This is a genomic window from Rhizobium sp. No.120 (assembly GCF_054558365.1).
The window spans coordinates 937,444-954,817 of sequence record NZ_BAAJNQ010000001.1 but is presented as its reverse complement, the minus strand read 5'-3'; the positions used below and the strand labels follow the sequence as shown (position 1 = coordinate 954,817).

Annotated in this window: 14 protein-coding genes; 2 read left to right on the top strand and 12 right to left on the bottom strand. The window is 58.6% G+C overall.

Annotation, left to right across the window (positions count from 1 at the left end):
• Positions 1-5 precede the first annotated feature (5 nt).
• The 9 genes from ACYJRZ_RS04765 to ACYJRZ_RS04725 all read right to left on the bottom strand — a co-directional run bounded on the left by ACYJRZ_RS04765 (position 6) and on the right by ACYJRZ_RS04725 (position 11,698).
• Complete coding sequence (locus tag ACYJRZ_RS04765) at positions 6-1,616, bottom strand: glycoside hydrolase family 43 protein (protein ID WP_459456566.1); 1,611 nt, start codon at positions 1,614-1,616, stop codon at positions 6-8.
• Positions 1,617-1,707: 91 nt separating this feature from the next.
• Positions 1,708-2,739: an L-glyceraldehyde 3-phosphate reductase gene (gene mgrA, locus ACYJRZ_RS04760; RefSeq protein WP_183870562.1), complete on the bottom strand. Its 1,032-nt coding sequence runs from the start codon at positions 2,737-2,739 to the stop codon at positions 1,708-1,710.
• 70 nt (positions 2,740-2,809) lie between these two features.
• Positions 2,810-3,943 (bottom strand): Gfo/Idh/MocA family protein, encoded by a 1,134-nt coding sequence (locus ACYJRZ_RS04755; protein ID WP_459456564.1) that lies wholly within the window; start codon positions 3,941-3,943, stop codon positions 2,810-2,812.
• Between the two features lie 11 nt (positions 3,944-3,954).
• Positions 3,955-4,716: a sugar phosphate isomerase/epimerase family protein gene (locus ACYJRZ_RS04750; RefSeq protein ID WP_459456562.1), complete on the bottom strand. Its 762-nt coding sequence runs from the start codon at positions 4,714-4,716 to the stop codon at positions 3,955-3,957.
• 79 nt (positions 4,717-4,795) lie between these two features.
• The gene (locus tag ACYJRZ_RS04745) at positions 4,796-7,258 is read right to left on the bottom strand and encodes a beta-mannosidase (RefSeq protein ID WP_459456560.1); all 2,463 of its coding nucleotides are present in this window, start codon (positions 7,256-7,258) and stop codon (positions 4,796-4,798) included.
• 58 nt (positions 7,259-7,316) lie between these two features.
• Positions 7,317-8,408 carry an ABC transporter ATP-binding protein gene (locus ACYJRZ_RS04740; protein ID WP_459456558.1) on the bottom strand — a complete coding sequence of 364 codons (1,092 nt, stop codon included), beginning with the start codon at positions 8,406-8,408 and terminating at the stop codon, positions 7,317-7,319.
• 3 nt (positions 8,409-8,411) lie between these two features.
• Entirely contained in the window at positions 8,412-9,308 is an 897-nt protein-coding gene (locus ACYJRZ_RS04735) for a carbohydrate ABC transporter permease (protein ID WP_459456947.1), read from the bottom strand.
• Positions 9,309-9,345: 37 nt separating this feature from the next.
• Complete coding sequence (locus tag ACYJRZ_RS04730) at positions 9,346-10,251, bottom strand: carbohydrate ABC transporter permease (protein ID WP_459456556.1); 906 nt, start codon at positions 10,249-10,251, stop codon at positions 9,346-9,348.
• Positions 10,252-10,462: 211 nt separating this feature from the next.
• A complete protein-coding gene (locus ACYJRZ_RS04725) occupies positions 10,463-11,698 on the bottom strand; it encodes an ABC transporter substrate-binding protein (protein WP_459456554.1) in 1,236 nt (411 codons plus the stop codon).
• A gap of 446 nt (positions 11,699-12,144) precedes the next feature.
• Here ACYJRZ_RS04725 and ACYJRZ_RS04720 point away from each other — a divergent pair, with 446 nt between their 5' ends.
• Positions 12,145-13,179: a LacI family transcriptional regulator gene (locus ACYJRZ_RS04720; protein ID WP_459456552.1), complete on the top strand. Its 1,035-nt coding sequence runs from the start codon at positions 12,145-12,147 to the stop codon at positions 13,177-13,179.
• Between the two features lie 61 nt (positions 13,180-13,240).
• On the opposite strand, the gene gndA is transcribed toward ACYJRZ_RS04720, so the two are convergent.
• On the bottom strand, positions 13,241-14,668 hold the full coding sequence (gene gndA, locus ACYJRZ_RS04715; protein ID WP_459456550.1) for an NADP-dependent phosphogluconate dehydrogenase: 1,428 nt from the start codon (positions 14,666-14,668) through the stop codon (positions 13,241-13,243).
• Between the two features lie 285 nt (positions 14,669-14,953).
• Between gndA and ACYJRZ_RS04710 the strand changes: the two genes are divergently transcribed.
• Positions 14,954-15,352 (top strand): SRPBCC family protein, encoded by a 399-nt coding sequence (locus tag ACYJRZ_RS04710; RefSeq protein ID WP_459456548.1) that lies wholly within the window; start codon positions 14,954-14,956, stop codon positions 15,350-15,352.
• Positions 15,353-15,358: 6 nt separating this feature from the next.
• On the opposite strand, the gene ACYJRZ_RS04705 is transcribed toward ACYJRZ_RS04710, so the two are convergent.
• Entirely contained in the window at positions 15,359-15,970 is a 612-nt protein-coding gene (locus ACYJRZ_RS04705) for an ABC-type transport auxiliary lipoprotein family protein (protein WP_459456546.1), read from the bottom strand.
• Positions 15,971-16,003: 33 nt separating this feature from the next.
• Positions 16,004-17,374, bottom strand: coding sequence for an MlaD family protein (locus ACYJRZ_RS04700; RefSeq protein ID WP_459456544.1), 1,371 nt, complete (start codon positions 17,372-17,374; stop codon positions 16,004-16,006).

The following is a 17,374-nucleotide window of genomic DNA, read 5'->3' as shown; positions in this document are numbered from 1 at the left end:
ATGCCTCACAATTCATCGTAGTTAAACCAGTCGAAATCCGCTGTCTTTGCTCTGCCTGAGATGTCGAAGGCGAACATGCCCACGAAAGCACCGGTGAATGAGCCGTGTTCGCCGCGCCCGCCCTCATCCGAGATGACACCGGCATCGAGTACTGGCCCGATCGCCTGCCATGCGCCCATGCCTTCGGCTTGCCAGAAGAACTGCAGGTCGTTGTCCCGCACTTCCATGGCGAGCTGTATGCGCCCATCCGGCACGGCGACGCCGCCGTCGATCGGAAAGCTCAAGCGGCCATTCGGATAATCGCCCGGGCACGTCATGATGGTGACGCAGCGGCCGAGCTTCTCGTGCAGGGTCACCGCAATGGCATGCAGCTTGAAGCGATTGTAGTAATGCGTCAGGCCCGCAACCTGCTGATAGGTATCGGGCTGGAATTCGACTACCGTTTCAGCCCGGAAACTGTGATGTTCCTGACGGCGGGCGACGAGCGCTTGCTCGAACCAGGAACCGATGCTTTCACGGGCAAAAAGCCGCAAATGACCGGGACGTTCCGTTACGCTGAAAATGCGTTCAGGCTGCGGTGTGCGCAGCCACTGAAAATCCATCGGCAGTCTGGCCTCATCGAAATTGTAACCGCTGCGGCGCGGCTTTTGGACCGGCACGGCGCCGTTCAAGCCTGCGACCTCGGCATCTGGAACGCTGGTGCCGTTTTCGAGATAGAGCCAGCCATCCTCTTTCCACACGCATTTCTGCAGAGCCGTTTCCCGGCCAAGTGTGCAGCGGCGATGCGGCGGCAAAGGCCGCCCGCAAAGATGGGTATGGTAGAACTGCCCGTCATGGGTCTCGACATACTGGCCATGGCCCGCACGTTGCAGCGCCGCCTCCGGATGATCCTTCGAGGTGATCAGGTGCTTGTTCGGATGCAGTTCGTACGGCCCGGCAATATCGCGGGATCGGGCCATGGTCACGGCATGGTCGTAACCGGTGCCGCCTTCAGCCGTGGTCAGATAGTACCAGCCGTTACGCTTGAAGAGATGCGGGCCTTCGACCAGCCCCAGCTCCGTACCGGCAAAGATGTTCCTGATCGGCCCTTTCAAGGATTTCGTCGCAGGGTCCCATTCCTGCAGCAGGATGCCGTCGAAGGCCGGTGTCTTCGGCGAACCGCCATAGCTTTCGGTACGGTGGTTCCATTGCATGTTGACGAACCACTTGCGGCCGTCGTCGTCATGAAACAGCGAGGGGTCGAAACCGGAGGAGTTCACATAGGCTGGTTCGGACCACTCACCTTCAATGGTTGGCGAGGTCACGATGTAATTATGGGCATCCTTGAAGTTGCCGTCATAGCGCTTGACGTCGGTATAGACGAGCCAGAACAGCCCGTCCGCGTAAGAGAGGCAGGGCGCCCAAATGCCGCAGCTATCGGGCTCGCCGCGCATGTCGAGCTGCGACGCGCGCTCCAGCGGTCGCCTCACGAGCGTCCAGTTCACCAAATCGCGCGAATGATGGATCTGGACGCCCGGATACCACTCGAATGTCGAGGTGGCGATATAATAGTCCTCGCCCACGCGGCAGATGGATGGATCGGGGTTGAACCCCGGCAGGATCGGATTGCGGATCATGAAACTCTCCCCTCCAGAGACCACGACATGTGGCGATGTGCGGTCATACAAATGAGACGCCCGGAACCAGGTCTCGGGCGTCTTATGATGATCAGTCGCGTTCAGCCGACTTTGCCCACAGATTGATGTCCGCCTCCTTGGCATAGACATCGATCTGCTTCAGCTCTTCGGCCGTGAAGTCGAGATTGTCGAGAGCCTTGACGCAATCGACGATCTGCGACGAACGGCTGGCGCCGATCAGGGCAGAGGTGATGCGGCCGCCGCGCAGAACCCAGGCAATCGCCATTTGCGCCAGCGTCTGGCCGCGCTTCTCGGCGATCTCGTTGAGCTTTTTGATGTTATCGATAATCGACGGGCGGATGAAGTCGCGCTTCAGGAAGTGGTTCTGCGCCGCGCGGCTGTCTTCCGGAATGCCGCCGAGATACTTGGTCGAGAGCATGCCCTGGGCCAGCGGTGAGAAGACGATCGAGCCAATGCCGAGGTCTTCCAGCGTGTCCACCAGACCGTCATCCTCGACCCAGCGATTGAGCATGGAATAGCTCGGTTGATGGATCAGGCATGGCGTGCCGAGGTCCTTGAGGATGGCGGCAGCCTCACGCGTACGCTGCGAGTTATAGGAGGATATGCCGACATAAAGCGCCCTGCCCGAGCGGACGATGTGATCGAGCGCACCGCAGGTCTCCTCGAGCGGCGTATCCGGATCGAAGCGATGGGAATAGAAGATATCGACATAGTCGAGGCCCATGCGCTTCAGGCTCTGGTCGCAGGAGGCGATCAGATATTTGCGGCTGCCCCATTCGCCATAGGGACCTGGCCACATGTCATAGCCTGCCTTGGAGGAGATGATCAGCTCATCGCGCAAGCCCGCGAAATCGGTGCGCAGAATCTCGCCGAACGCCGTCTCGGCACTGCCGGGAGGCGGTCCGTAGTTGTTGGCGAGGTCGAAATGGGTGATACCGAGATCGAAGGCCGTGCGGCACATATCGACCTTGCGGTCATGCGGCGTGTCGCCGCCGAAATTATGCCAGAGGCCCAGCGAAACCGCCGGCAGCTTCAGACCGGAACGGCCGGTCCTGTTGTATTTCATTTTCGAATAGCGATCGGATGCCGGTTGCCAGGCCATGATGAAATTCCTTCGAGATGAAAAAGCGCGCGGGTTTGGTCTCCCGCGCGCAAACTAGCTCTTCCAGCACCTACTTCAAGAGCGCCTGAGCCTCTTCGATGCCAAGCGCTGCCGGCTGCGTGCAGGTCGTGCTGAGATCAATGAAACGGCCTTCTTCGCCCGACTTCAGGATCGATGTCATGACATCGACGCCATGCAGCGTGCGGTCGAGCGAGCAACGGGCATCACGTCCGTCGATCAGCGAGGCCGCCATATCGGCAAGACCAGCCGTGCGATAGTTGGCACGCGAGCCGTTCGGGCTTTCCTGATTGACGATACCGAAAGGATGCGCCCAGTTTTCCAGCGGCTTGATGTCTTTGTCGCGGCCGCTCGCCTCGACGGTGCCGCCGAAGAAGTTCGGATCGGGCACATAGAGTGAGCCCTCGGTGCCGTAGAGCTCCATATTGGCATGGCGGTGCGACCACACATCCCAGCTCGCTGTCAGCGTGATCCGGGCACCGCTGACGAATTCCAGAAGCGCCTGGATCGTCGTCGGCGTCTTAACCGGAATGATCTCGCCATGTCGCGGCTGGCTGGTAATGGTGCGGGTCGGCGATGCCATTGAAGTCATCGCGCCAACACGCTTCACCGGCCCGATCAGGTTGATCAGATTGGCTATATAATAAGGGCCGAGATCGAGGATCGGGCCGCCACCAGGCAGGAAGAAGAAGTCCGGATTTGGATGCCACATCTCCATGCCCGGGCTCATGACATAGCATGCGCCCGAAGTGACGCGGCCGATGCCGCCGTCATCGATGAATTTGCGGGCGAGCTGATGCGCACCGCCGAGGAAGGTATCGGGCGCGCAGCCGACGGCCAGCCCCTTTTCCTTGGCGATGCGGCGCAGTTCCTCGCCCTGCTCCAGCGTCAGCACGAGTGGCTTTTCAGAGTAGACGTGCTTGCCGGCTTCGAGGATGCGCTTGGAAACCGGGAAATGCGCGTCCGGGATGGTCAGGTTGACGATGACATCGAGCTCGTCATTGGCGAGCAGTTCGTCGATCGTCTGGGCCTTGACCTTATATTCTTCGGCGCGCGCACGCGCCGCTTCCATGTTGATATCCGCGCAGGCCAGCACCTTCAGGCCCTTGAAGAGCGGTGCCAGCGAGAAATAGGTTGTTGAAATGTTGCCGCATCCGATGATGCCGACGCCAAGTTCCTTAGCCATGTGGAAGTGCCTCAAAAGCTCTTGAAGGATGCGATGGAGCGCGTGATCAGACGATCGACATCGCTCGGATTGTCATGTTCGACGACGAAGTGCTTGGCCTTGGTGCCGGCGAGCGCCTTGAGCAGCTTCGCCCACGGAACCGTACCATGACCGACATCGGCCCATCCGTCTTCGTTCTTGTTCTCGCCAGCCGGCGCAATGTCCTTGACGTGAACGGCGGTGATGCGCGGACCCAACTTTTCGATCCAGGCAAAGGGATCGCCGCCGCCGCGGATGACCCAGGCGATATCGGCTTCCCAGGAGATATCCGGAGCGCCTTCGAAGATCTGCTCGATCGGCAGCGAGCCATCGGCCTGCTTGACGAATTCGAAGTCGTGGTTGTGCCAGCCGAACTCGAAGCCTGCATCCTTATAGGGCTTGCTCATTTCATGCAGACGCTTGCCGAATGCGAGCCAGCCGGCGGCATCCTTCGGGCGCTGGTCGGCAGCAATGTGCGGCGCATAGATCGAATCCATGCCGAGGATCTTGCCGATGGTGAGCGACTTCTGCACTTCGCCATCGAGGAAATCCGGGCTGAAATGGCCGCTTGCCATCCGCAGGCCGTTCTTGTCGAGTTCGGCGCGCAGGTTCTTGAGGCCGGTTTCGTCCAGATCGGCATAGATGCCGCCGAAACCTTCGACTTCGGCGTAGCCGGCTTTGCCGAGCTTTACGAAGATTTCCGAATAGGGCTGGAAATTGCGGGCGCTGTAAATCTGAAATCCAAGTTTCGTCATCAATAGTCCTCCAATGGCCCTCGGGCCGTCTATCTTGGGGCTTGGGGGCCCGAAAGCGTCGCCACTGCGACGCGATGGCTCAATCCACCGACTGGCTGGATTGCAAATCGTAGATGCGGAAATCGGGCACGCCGCTTGCGAGCGGCTTGGCCGGCGTGAATACGACGCGGCGGCTCTCACCGGCGGCGAGATCGAAGGCATTGTCGGAATAGCGCCCCTCCGCCTCGCTCTCGATCATCACGAACAGCGCAAGTCCCTTTGCGGTGACGGTGAGTTCCACTGTCCCGTTTTCCTCTTTCTCCTCCCGCAGCACGGTCAGCCCGGCAGGCTGAAGCTCGAGCGCCTTGTAGGTGCCGTGGACATAGTGCCCCTCGCCGCCCATGCCGTTCGATGCGGTGAAGCGCCACGCCAGCAGACAATCGGCCGGAACCTGATCTGCATCGATCGACAATGCCGTAACGGCAGCATCCGGCGTACAGACGGCGTGCGCTGTCGTCAGCGGCACGCGTTCGCCATCGAGCTTGAGCAGCGATACGGAAATATCCACTACCACATCGGCATTGGTATCGTTGACCAGGGAGAAGCGGATCGTCTTGTTGTCTTCCGAGGGAATGGCCGCGACGGACACGGGCTGGAAGAAACGCCGCACCTGATAGTGCATCACCTTCCACCGGCCGCCGTAATCCAGGCTGGACCACGAGGCGACAGGCCAGGTGTCGTTGAGCTGCCAGTAAATGGTGCCCATGCAATGCGGCTTCAGCGACCGCCAATATTCCACGGCCGTCTTGATGGCGAGGCCCTGCTGGACCTGGCTCAGATAGACGAAATTCGGGAAATCCTTGGGAAAGCGGAAATAGCGGAACATCGTGCCGGCAATGCGCTCGTTGCCGCCGGCATTCTTCTGGTGCAGCTCCATGACTGGGGAAGCAATGTTCATATCCTTCGCCTCCGCATAGGTCTTGATGACGGGCAGCGAGGTATAGGACTGGAAGCCGAATTCCGAGCAGAAGCGCGGCCGCACGGAGCGATAATTGTCGAAGGATTTGTTCTCGTGCCAGACCGACCAGTAATGCATGTCGCCGGAGCCATCGGCATGCCAGGCGTCGCCGAAATTGAGATAACCCGAAGCCGGGCTCGACGGCCACCAGATCGCATCCGGCAGGGCCTTCTTCATCGCCGTCTCGATCGTTCTGTTCAGGCGATCGTAGGAGACGAGATAGCGATCCCGATCTTTGCGGGACTCCTCGAACCAGGTGAGTGCGCCCACCAGTTCATTGTCGCCGCACCAGAGAACGATTGAAGGATGCGTCGCAAGCCGGCGAACCTGATAGCCAACCTCCTCCTCGACATTCTCGAGGAAATCGCCCGTCGACGGATAGAGATTGCAGGCGAACATGAAGTCCTGCCACACCATGAGGCCCAGGCGGTCGCAGGTGTCGTAGAACCAGTCATGCTCATAGAAGCCGCCACCCCATACACGGATCGCATTCATGTTTGCATCGACGGCCGATTGCAGCAGGTCTTCGGTCGCCGCCGGGTTGGAGCGGGAAAACAGCGCGTCGGCGGGAATCCAGTTCGCGCCACGGGCGAAGATCTCGCGGCCATTGACCTTCAAGGCAAAACGGCTGCCAGCTTCATCCTCAGTGGTGATCAACTCGACCGTGCGCAGGCCGATCTGCCGCGTGACGGTTTCGAAATTGGTTTCCACCGAAAGCGTATAGAGTGCCTGCTCGCCATTGCCTGCCGGCCACCAAAGCTTAGGCTTGTCGATATGGAAGAAGTGGGTGATTGAGGTTTCGCCGGCATTGACGCCGACATCGAGGCGCACCCGCTCGTCATCAAGCGAGAAATAGAGCTGCGCGATGCCTGTCCCCTTAGCAAACAGCGCTACCGTCACTTTGAGATCGACCGAGCCGTCCTCGTTATGAATTTGCTGGGTGACGACATTTTCGATACGGGCGATTTCGAGCTTCTTCAGTGCGATGGTGCCGTAGAGGCCAAGCGGCGCGATCGCGACATTCCAGTCCCAGCCGAAATGGCATTGCGGCTTGCGCAGCATGTTGCCGTTCGGGATCGGCGAATTGCCGGTGCTGTAGGGAATGTAGAAAGGCTGCTTCGCCTGCAAGGCAGCGCCAGCCGAAATGCTCGAATGCAGGACGATGCGAATGGTGTTCGCACCCGCCTTCAGCACTTTCGAGACGTCGGGGCGATAACGCTGAAAACAGTTATTGCCCTCCAGCACCAACGCATCGTTGACGTAGACGCTGGCGACAGTATCGAGATAGTCGATATCGAGATACCAGTCTCCGCCGGCATCATCGAGCACAAAGCTGCGCGTCAGCTCCCAGTCCTGCTTGGCGACCCACTGCACGACCTCTTCGTTCCGCGCAAAATAAGGATCGGGAATAAGCCCTTCGGCATGGAGCGCGGAATGAATATCACCGGGCAGAGACATGAACAGAGAGTGATCACTGTCGGGAGACGTTAGCATCCACGATCCCGCCAGATCGACGGAGAGGCTATCATTGATGGAAGACGACATCGGACCTCCTCGGACCGCTGCAAAGTAGGAGGCGGCAGGGCCGCCTCCGGGCATGGGATCATATTCTGAGTTCTGTCTGCGCATCGAAGAGCGATGCGAGAGACATGTCGAAGCCAAGCTGTACGGCAGAACCCGGGCCAAAGCGCCTCGAGCCGTTGACGCGAACCGACATGGTATGGCCGGCATGCTTCAGCCAGAGCAGGTTATCGGCGCCCATCGGCTCTTCGATATCGACCGTGGCGTTGTGGATCTCGGTACCGAAGGCGGCCGCTTCATTGACCTTGATATGCTCGGGACGAACGCCCAGCACGACCTTGCGGCCGGCCTGCAGCGCCTCTCCGGCCTTGTAGCCATCGAGAGAAAACAGCACGTCATTGGTCGCGAAGACGACCTTGCCTTCGCGGTTGACCAGTTCGCCCTTGAGGAAATTCATCGACGGCGAGCCGATGAAGCCCGCGACGAAGAGATTGCGCGGCTCGTTGTAGATCGTCGTGGGATCGTCGAGCTGCATGATGACGCCGTTCTTCATGATCGCGATGCGGTCGGCAAGCGTCAGCGCCTCGATCTGGTCGTGGGTGACATAGATCATCGTGTTCTTCAGCGACTGGTGCAAGCGCTTGATTTCCACGCGCAGTTCCGAGCGCAGCTTGGCATCGAGGTTCGAGAGCGGTTCGTCGAAGAGAAAGACGTCGACATCGCGCACCAGGGCGCGGCCGATCGCGACGCGCTGGCGCTGGCCGCCCGAAAGCTCGGCCGGCTTGCGCTTCAGCAGAGGCTGGATCTGCAGGATCTCGGCGGCACGCGCGATGCGCTTGTTGATTTCGTCCTGCGGCACCTTGGCGACACGCAGGCCGAAGGACAGGTTCTTCTCGACCGTCATCTGCGGATAGAGGGCATAGGATTGGAACACCATGCCGATACCGCGATCCTTGGGCTCTTCCCAGGTGACGTTCTTATTCTTGATGAAGATCTGCCCCTCGGTGATATCGAGCAGGCCGGCAATGCAATTCAGCAACGTCGACTTGCCGCAGCCCGACGAACCGAGAAGCACGAGGAATTCGCCGTCATTGATCTCGAGATTGAGGTTTTTCAGAACGGTGACAGCGCCGAAATCGAGCGAGAGGTCTTTGATGGAAACACTGCTGTTCATGGATCACCCCTTCACTGCGCCGGCGGCGATGCCCCGAACGAAAAGCCGTCCGGAGACGAAATAGACGATAAGTGGAACAAGACCGGTCAGGATCGTTGCCGCCATATTGACGTTGTATTCCTTCACGCCCTGGACGGAATTGACGATATTGTTGAGCTGGACGGTCATTGGATAATATTCCGGCCTGGTGAAGACGACACCGAACAGAAAGTCGTTCCAAATGCCTGTGACTTGCAGGATCATGGCGACGACGAAGATCGGCAGTGACATGGGCAGCATGATGCGCAGGAAAATCTGCCAGAAGCCGGCGCCATCGATACGCGCAGCCTTAAAAAGCTCCACCGGCAGCGATGCGAAATAATTCCGGAACAACAGCGTCAGGATCGGCATGCCGAAGATGCTGTGCACTAGGATAAGTCCGGTCAGCGTACCGTAGATGCCGATTTCGCGTAGCACGATAACGATCGGATAAATCATCACCTGATAGGGTATGAACGCCCCGATCACCAGGATCGAAAAGAACAGATCGGCTCCCTTGAAGCGCCAATTGGCAAGCGCATAGCCGTTGACCGAAGCAATCGCGATCGACAGGATCGTCGACGGCACGGTGATGCGCACGGAATTCCAGAAACCGCGGGAAAGACCGTCACAATTGAGGCCGGTACAAGCCGTTGCCCAGGCTTTCACCCATGGTTCGAAAGTGATCTCGAGCGGCGGCGAGAAGATGTTGCCGAGCCGGATTTCAGGCATCCCCTTCAGCGACGTGACGATCATCACATACAGCGGCAACAGGTAATAGGCCGCGGCAACGAAGAGCGTTCCGTAGAGCATGATATTGCGGCCGGAAATCACCCGGCGCGGCTTGCGGCCACTCGGTCCGGAGAACGTCTTCTCCGTCAAGGCGGCACCGCCGTCTACATTCTTGAGAGTAACAGGATTAGACACGTTTGCGCCCTCCGCCGAATTCCAGATAAGCCCAGGGGATGACGATGATCGCAACGGTCACCAGCATCATGGTGGAAGCAGCAAACCCCTGCCCAAGGTTCTGCGCCTGGAACATGTAGTCGTAGACGTATTTCGCCGGGACTTCGGAAGCGATGCCAGGTCCGCCGCTTGTTTGCGCGACGACGAGGTCGTAGACCTTGACGATACCGCTGGCGATGATGACCAGCGTGGTGATGAAGACGGGGCGCATCATCGGAATGACGATGAAAAGATAGGTCCGCCACATCGGAATCCCGTCCACGCGCGCCGCTTTCCAGATATCTTCGTCTATGCCGCGCAGGCCTGCGAGCATCAGGCACATCACGAGCCCCGTGCCCTGCCAAAGAGCCGCAATCAGCACGCCGTAGATCACGATGCTCGGCGTATAGAGCGGATCGAAGGTAAAACTCGTCCAGCCGAGCGAACGCACGACGGATTGGATGCCGAATTCGGGGTTGAGCAGCCACTGCCAGACGAGGCCGGTGACGATGAAGGAGAGAGCGAAGGGATAAAGAAAAATCGTGCGGAAGGTGTTTTCGAACCGGATCTTCTGATCCATCAGCGCAGCCAGCACGAAGCCGATGACAAGACTGAAGATCAGGGACAAGATGCCGTAAACCGCCAGATTTTCGATGGACACGCTCCATCGAGGCGCTGCCCACAGGCGGTAATATTGATCCAGCCCCACGAAGCTGAGGCGCGGCAGCAGTTTGGAATTGGTGAAGGAATAAACGACCGTCCAGATCGTGCCGCCCAAAAAGATGACGACAGCTGTCAGGATCATTGGAATGGATGCAATCTTCGAATTCAAATTGCGCAGATATTGATTTGGCCGGCCGGCTTTCGCATGACCCGTCATTTTACCTCTTTCTGAAGCGCGACTGCTTCGATGATCAGGACCGGGTCAAAGACCGCAGTTCCTGCCGCTCCCTCCTCGCCGGCGGTCAACCATCACATCCTGCGGGTCGATTGCCGATAAGAAGCGCCGTAGTTCCGGTTAGCGAGATGCGTTCCGGTCGCGATACCGGCCCCACGAGGAGGCCGGTATCGCTACAGCGAGAATATTGAGATCATTCGGCCGCAGCGATGATGTCGACGAAGCGCTTCTGGGCCGCTTCCGGCGTCATCGAAGGATTGGCAAAGAATTCGGAGAACAGATCTTCCTTCTGCTTCTGCGTGTCGGCAGACAGAAGCTGGTCCGTACCCTGGATCACGTTACCCTTCTTCAGGATTTCCAGGCCCTTCTTCATGCAGTCGTTAGCGGACGCAAGATCAACGTCGCCGCGCACGGGCAGCGAGCCCTTCTTCAAGTTGAAGGCAACCTGCGTCTTCGGGTCGAGAAGCGTCTTGGCGAGAGCTTCCTGAGCCTTCGACTTCGCCTCATCCTTCAGCAGAGGGAAGTAGAACGCGTCACCACCCGTCGAGATGATTTCGTTGACGCCGAGACCCGGAAGGCAGGTGTAATCGGTGCCTGCCTTCTGACCTGCGAGCGCAAATTCACCCTGCGCCCAGTCGCCCATGATCTGGCCGCCGGCCTTGCCGGTGATGACCAAGTTCGTGGCCTGGTTCCAATCCTGAACGTTGGAGCCCTTGGACATCTTGCGGGCGTCATCGGCGGCCTTGAAGACCTTCGCAATTTCCGGGCCAGCCGCCAACTTGGCATCCCGCTCGCCGAATACTTTCTGGTAGACGTCCTTGCCGGCGATAGCGACCATCAGCACGTCGAAAGCGCCCGTTGCTTGCCAGGGCTGACCGCCGACGGCAAGCGGAACGATGCCGGCCTTCTCCAGCGCGGGAGCGGCAGCGACGAATTCATCCCAATTCTTCGGAACCGGAATGCCGGCCTTCTTGAAAGCGGCATTCGAAAGCCAGAGCCACTGCCAGGAGTGAATATTGACCGGCGCGCAATAGATCTTGCCGTTGATCGTGCAGGAATCAAGCAGGCTCGACGGACGGACGATATCCTTCCAATGCTCCTGCGTCGCGACGTCGGTGAGATCGCGCATCAGGCCGGCCTGCACCAGCTCCTCGGCCTGACGACCGTGGTTGAACTGGGTGGCACCCATGGGATCGCCGCCGGTGATGCGGCTGATCATGATCGGACGAGCAGTACCGCCCGAGCCGGCGATCGCACCATCGACCCAGTGATTGCCGGTCGCGTCGAACGCCTTTGCCAATTCCGCCACGGCGGCAGCTTCGCCACCGGACGTCCACCAATGCGTTACTTCCAGGTCAGTTGCCTTGGCCGCACTCAGCGGTAGCGCAACTGAAGCGGCCAGCATAACGGCCATCAAACGAATATTCATGAGTTCTCCTCCCTCACTGAAACGTTGCCGGAAAAACGTAGTCGAATCATTTTGAACGCGCAACCGCCCGCCCATAAAATTTTTCAGCAAACTCAAATATGGCGCCTGAAATTATATACCCTCTTTCGAATAAGCCAAAACGCTTACCATTCATCCCACCATTCGAAAGCGGAAGGAAAGTTTAACTTACTGATTATTTTCGTCTATTTTCGACACCATTCACTCAACGCGTGAAACCTCCTCATGCATCTGTGCATTTTGGAAAAAAGATAAGGATTAAACCCTCGCATATATTAGTTTTCTCGATACGAGAAAAAGTGCTCGACTTTTCTACTGTATCGTTACAGATTTTCGAGACGAGGAAGGGGCGACCACATCACAAATATGCTTGCAGCAATGCCGCAGGCAATATAGGCGGTTGGTCGCGGGAGGCAGCATTGCAGGACATGGACAGTAAGAAGATTTCCGGCAGCAGCACAGCGCAATCCACGCATGAACGGCCGACGCTCAAGACGATCGCCTTTATGACCGGGCTCGGGATAACCACCGTCTCTCGCGCCTTGAAAGATGCTCCAGACATCGGCGCCGAGACAAAAGAGCGGGTGCGCATGGTCGCACGGCAATTGGGATATCATCCCAATCGCGCCGGCGTACGTCTCAGGACCGGAAAGACCAACGTTATCGCCCTGGTGCTAAGCATGCACGAAGATATCATGGGCTTTACCAGCCACATCGTCTTCGGCATTTCCGAGGTTCTTGCCGGTACCCAGTATCATCTGGTCATCACACCGCATTCGCATAGCAAGGACCCACTCGTTCCGGTACGCTACATCCTCGATACGGGCTCAGCTGACGGCGTCATCATATCGCGCACTGAACCCAATGATACCCGTGTTGCGCTCATGCATGATCGTGGCATGCCTTTCGCCACGCATGGGCGGACGGACATGGGCATCGTTCACCCCTTCCATGATTTCGACAATGAAGCCTTCGCGCACGAAGCCGTGCGGGCGCTGGTCGCCAAAGGACGACGCCGCTTGGCGCTTCTGCAGCCCTCCAGCAAGCTGACCTACTATTCGCATACCCGTATCGGATTCCAGACGGGCTTGCATCAATATGGCGCGGAAGAGATCCCCCTCGGGATCACCACCGACAATACCCTTGCCGAGATCAAGGATACGGTCGAGGCCCTGATGCGCTCTCCGCACGCACCCGATGGTTTCGTCTGCTCCAGCAGCGGCGGCGCCATTGCCGTCAATGGCGGAATCGAGGCCGCTGGCTTTCGTCTCGGCCGTGACATCGACATGGTCGCCAAGCAATCGACCGATGTACTGAGCTGGATCAGGCCCGAGATCATCACGGCATCGGAAGACTTCCGCCATGCCGGTCGGGAACTCGCCAAGGCCGTCATCGCGCGCATCGACGGCGTGGAGCCTGAGCTTCTGCAAAGCATCAGCCCAGCCATATGGTCAAACAGCTGATAAGGAAAAAGCCTGCAAGATTTCCCGGCAGGCCTTTCGATAATGATATCCGACTGCTTTATCAGCCTTGAGCGCCGCTGCCCCACGGGCCGTGGTGGATATCCTTGCCATCGACACGATCGAAGCCGTGAGCGCCGAAGAAGTCGCGCTGCGCCTGGATCAGGTTGGCGGTGCCGCGCGCCTGGCGATACGCGTCGAAATAGGTCAAGGCGGACGCAAGCGCGGGAACCGGCAGGCCGGCAGCCGTCGCAGCCGAAACGATGCGGCGCAGCGACGGGATCGATTCCTTGACCATTTCCGCAAAGGCCGGCGTGACGATCAGGTTCGCCGCATCCGGCGTCTTGGTGAAGGCACTGGTGATCTCGTCGAGGAACTGCGAACGGATAATGCAGCCGGCGCGCCAAATCTTGGCGATGACGGGCATCGGCAGCGACCAGTTGAACTCCTTCGAGGCCTCGGCCATGACGGCAAAGCCCTGCGCATAAGCGCCGATCTTAGCGGCGAACAACGCCAGCTCCAGATCCTTCAAGAGATCGGGACCGAAGGCGATCGGAAACTTATAGTCCGGCGTACCGAAGATCCCCTCGGCGGCCTCGCGCTGGCTCTTGATGGCCGAGAGGCTGCGGGCGGCAACGGCAGCTTCGATGGCCGTTGCAGGAATGCCCATGTTCTGGGCTTCGATAACGGACCATTTGCCGGTGCCCTTCTGGCCCGCCTTGTCGAGAATGACATCCGGCATGGCGCTGCCGGTTGCAGGGTCTTTCGCCGCAAGAACCTTTTCCGTGATCTCGATGAGGTAGGAATTGAGGCGGCCCTTGTTCCATTCCCCGAAGATCGAGCTGATCTCGGCGGCGCTCTTGCCGAGACCGTCGCGCAGGATGCCGTAGATTTCGGCGATCATCTGCATATCGGCATATTCGATGCCATTGTGGATCGTCTTGACGAAATGGCCTGCACCGTCATTGCCGAGCCAGGCCACGCACGGATCGTTGTTGTATTTGGCGGCAATCGAGGTCAGCACCTTCTCGACACGCTTATAGGAGTCTTCCGTGCCGCCGACCATGATGGAGGGGCCGTGGCGCGCACCTTCCTCGCCGCCGGACACGCCCATGCCGATGAAAGTCAGGCCGGTGTCCTTGAGGCGGTCGAAACGGGCGATCGTGTCGCGGAAATTGGCATTGCCAGCGTCGATCATGATGTCGCCCTTGTCCAGATGCGGCTGCAGCGCCGCCATCTGCTGGTCGACCGGCTCGCCGGCCTTGATCATGATGATGATCGGCCGCGGCGGACGGATTGCCTCGACGAACTCCTCGATCGTCTTGCAGGGAATGATCTTGTCCTTGAGCGCGCCCGCATTCGCATAGAATTCATCCGTCACCTGAGGAGTACGGTTGAACACTGCAATCTTGTTGCCTTTTTCAGCAATGTTGAGCGCCAGATTCGATCCCATCACCGCGAGACCGATTAGCCCGATTTCTGCCTTTTCCACGACAATCCTCCAATGAGTCGTTCACTGCGCTCAGCCCACCCTGAAAACGCAGCAACATCCGATGTGACGCAATGCCGCCGAAGCTCGACGTGACGGGCGGCAGCCCTGCGTTGGGGGCAGTTGTTGCACTCCGGGCGGAAAACGGCAAGCCTTCGAAAGCCGTGAATCGTTCCCTTTGCAGGACTGTGCAACAATCTTGCCGAATCCGCGATTCATTCGCGTGCGAACCCTTGTTTGCGCAGCTGATCGCAGCACTTTGACGGTGATATAGAGGAGGAAAACGCCATGTCGACCATGAATGCAATGATCGTGCATATCTCCATCGATCGCGACTGGAGGGAGGTCTACGACTACGCCAGCCGCCCGGAAAACATGCCATTCTGGGCCTCAGGCCTTGCATCCGGATTGACGCAGGATGGCGATGACTGGATCGCCGAAGGCGTGCTCGGCAATGCACGGATCCGCTTCGCACCTCGCAACGACTTTGGTGTCATCGACCACTGGGTCACGCTGGAATCGGATCTGCAGGTCTACAATGCCTTACGCGTCGTACCGAACGGCGATGGTTGCGAGGTCATGTTCACCGTGCTCCAGCTACCCGGCATGGAGGCAGAGCAATTCACGGCCGATGCCGCGCATGTCATGCGCGATCTGGAGGCGCTGAGCGAGTTGATGGAGCGCTGATCGCCCTCACAGCGAACGCAACGTCCAATCGACGAGCTCGCCGGCCACGCCTGCAAACGCTGCATCGAGCGCGCGGACGAAATCCGGATTGCTGCCGCCACTGACCGGTACGACTTTACGAAAGACATTCTGCGCCTTAACCGTGCCGGTGCGATCGTTGAGGATCTTTTCGGAGATTTCGACGATTGCTGTCTTCTGGCCGCCGGATGCATTGATCTCGAAAGACCGGATATCGGTGACGATCTGATAGTCGATCGCGAGCCCCTGCCCGGGTACGCCGACGCCGCCGAGCTTTCCGGTATTCTCAAAGGCTTCGACCAGTTTCGATTGCACCATCTTGCTCAGCTTGTCGCTCCATTGCGATTTGCCGAGATACTGAATTTCAGAGCCCGAGACGCGAATGACGATCTGATTGCTGTCCAGCGCCTGCAGTGCCGTCGGCGGCGGAATGAGGATCTGGCGGCTCTTAACCGATGGTCCGTTCGCCTTCACCGATGCGGAAAGATCATAAGTATCATTATTTGTACTGCCGCAGCCTCCCAGTAGGGCCGCGAACAACGGCAACGCGATGACAGCTTTCCACACCTGATGACGCCCACTCGATACGCAACTGACCATATTTCGCTTATCCCCTGGAGATATCGCTCTTCATCAATGCCGCGCGCGGCCGTCGTAAGTCTTGACCGTATCCCCGCCGAAAATCAGTCGTTGCGGATTGCGGTCGAAATTAGTGATTGTACTGTTCAGATTGTCAACCGTGCCCCGCATGTCGTTGATGAGGGTCTGGGCATCGCGCAAGCCGCTGCTGGAAAATTTCTGCAGATTGTCGGCGATCGGGCCGATGCGGGAATTGAGATTATCCGCCATCTTTTTGAAGGATTCGAGCGTGTCCTTGGCTTCTGCGAACAACGATTTCGTGCTGTCGTCGCCGAGTAGAGAATTGACCTTGGTCAGGATGCCGTCAACCTTGCCGGACGCTGCATTGAGCTTGGTTGAAATCTCTCGGGCATTGGCAATCGTCTGGTCGATATCCTGCTGATGCGCAGCAACCGAGTTGGCGACGTCCCGGATCGATGCGACCGCCGTCCGAGCCTGCTTCGTCACATCGGCAATATCGTCAACCGATCCCTTGATCTTGGCCGGATCGATCTGCGCGACGATCGCGTCTACTCGATCCAGCGTCTTTTGTGCGTTCTGACCAAAAGTCGTATAGGTATCGGCCGTCTGCTTGAAGCTCGCAATCGTCGCCTTCAAGTCGGTCGTCGCGTCGGCGACATTGGCCGTGATCTTATCGGCATTGGCGATGACGTCGTTGACCTTCTGGGCATCGACCGCACGCACCAACTTCTCGATCGCATCCAATGTCGAATCCACGCGGACCGAAACCGTCTTGAAGGTATCGGAAAGCTGCCCAACGCTTGCCAGGAACTTGTCGATATTGTCGGAATTGTCGGCGATGGCCTTGGAGAATTTCTGCGCATTGCGCACGGTATCCGTCAGAGGTCCGCGCGAATCCGAGACAAAGCCCTGAATGTCGCCGATCGTGTCGTTGGCGCGGTTCAGGATCTTATCGGCCGTCGTCAATAGGTTGGTGACGCTCGACTGATCCGCGAGCAATACTGCGCGCTTGCCCGTGTCGATCGAGCGCTTCAGGATGTTTTCGTCGCTATTGCGGCCGCCCGAAAGCTCGATATAGGCAGCACCCGTCAGGCCCTGAATCTCAAGAATGGCCTTCGTCGAGGTGTAGACCGGTGCATCGGCACGCACCTGCGTGAAGGCGAGAGAATAGTTAGGATCGTCGGCGTCGATCGAAAGCCCCTGTACCGAGCCGACCTGAATACCGTTGAAGCGAACCGGCGAGCCGACGCTCAAGCCATTTGCAGAGCCTGGAATGCGTACGACGAGCTCGACCATCGGGCCGCCGCGGCCATATTCCGCCATCCAGTAGACGAAGCCGAAAGCGGCCGCGATGACAACCAGCGTAAAGAACCCGACGATCGTGTAATTGGCTTTGGTTTCCAT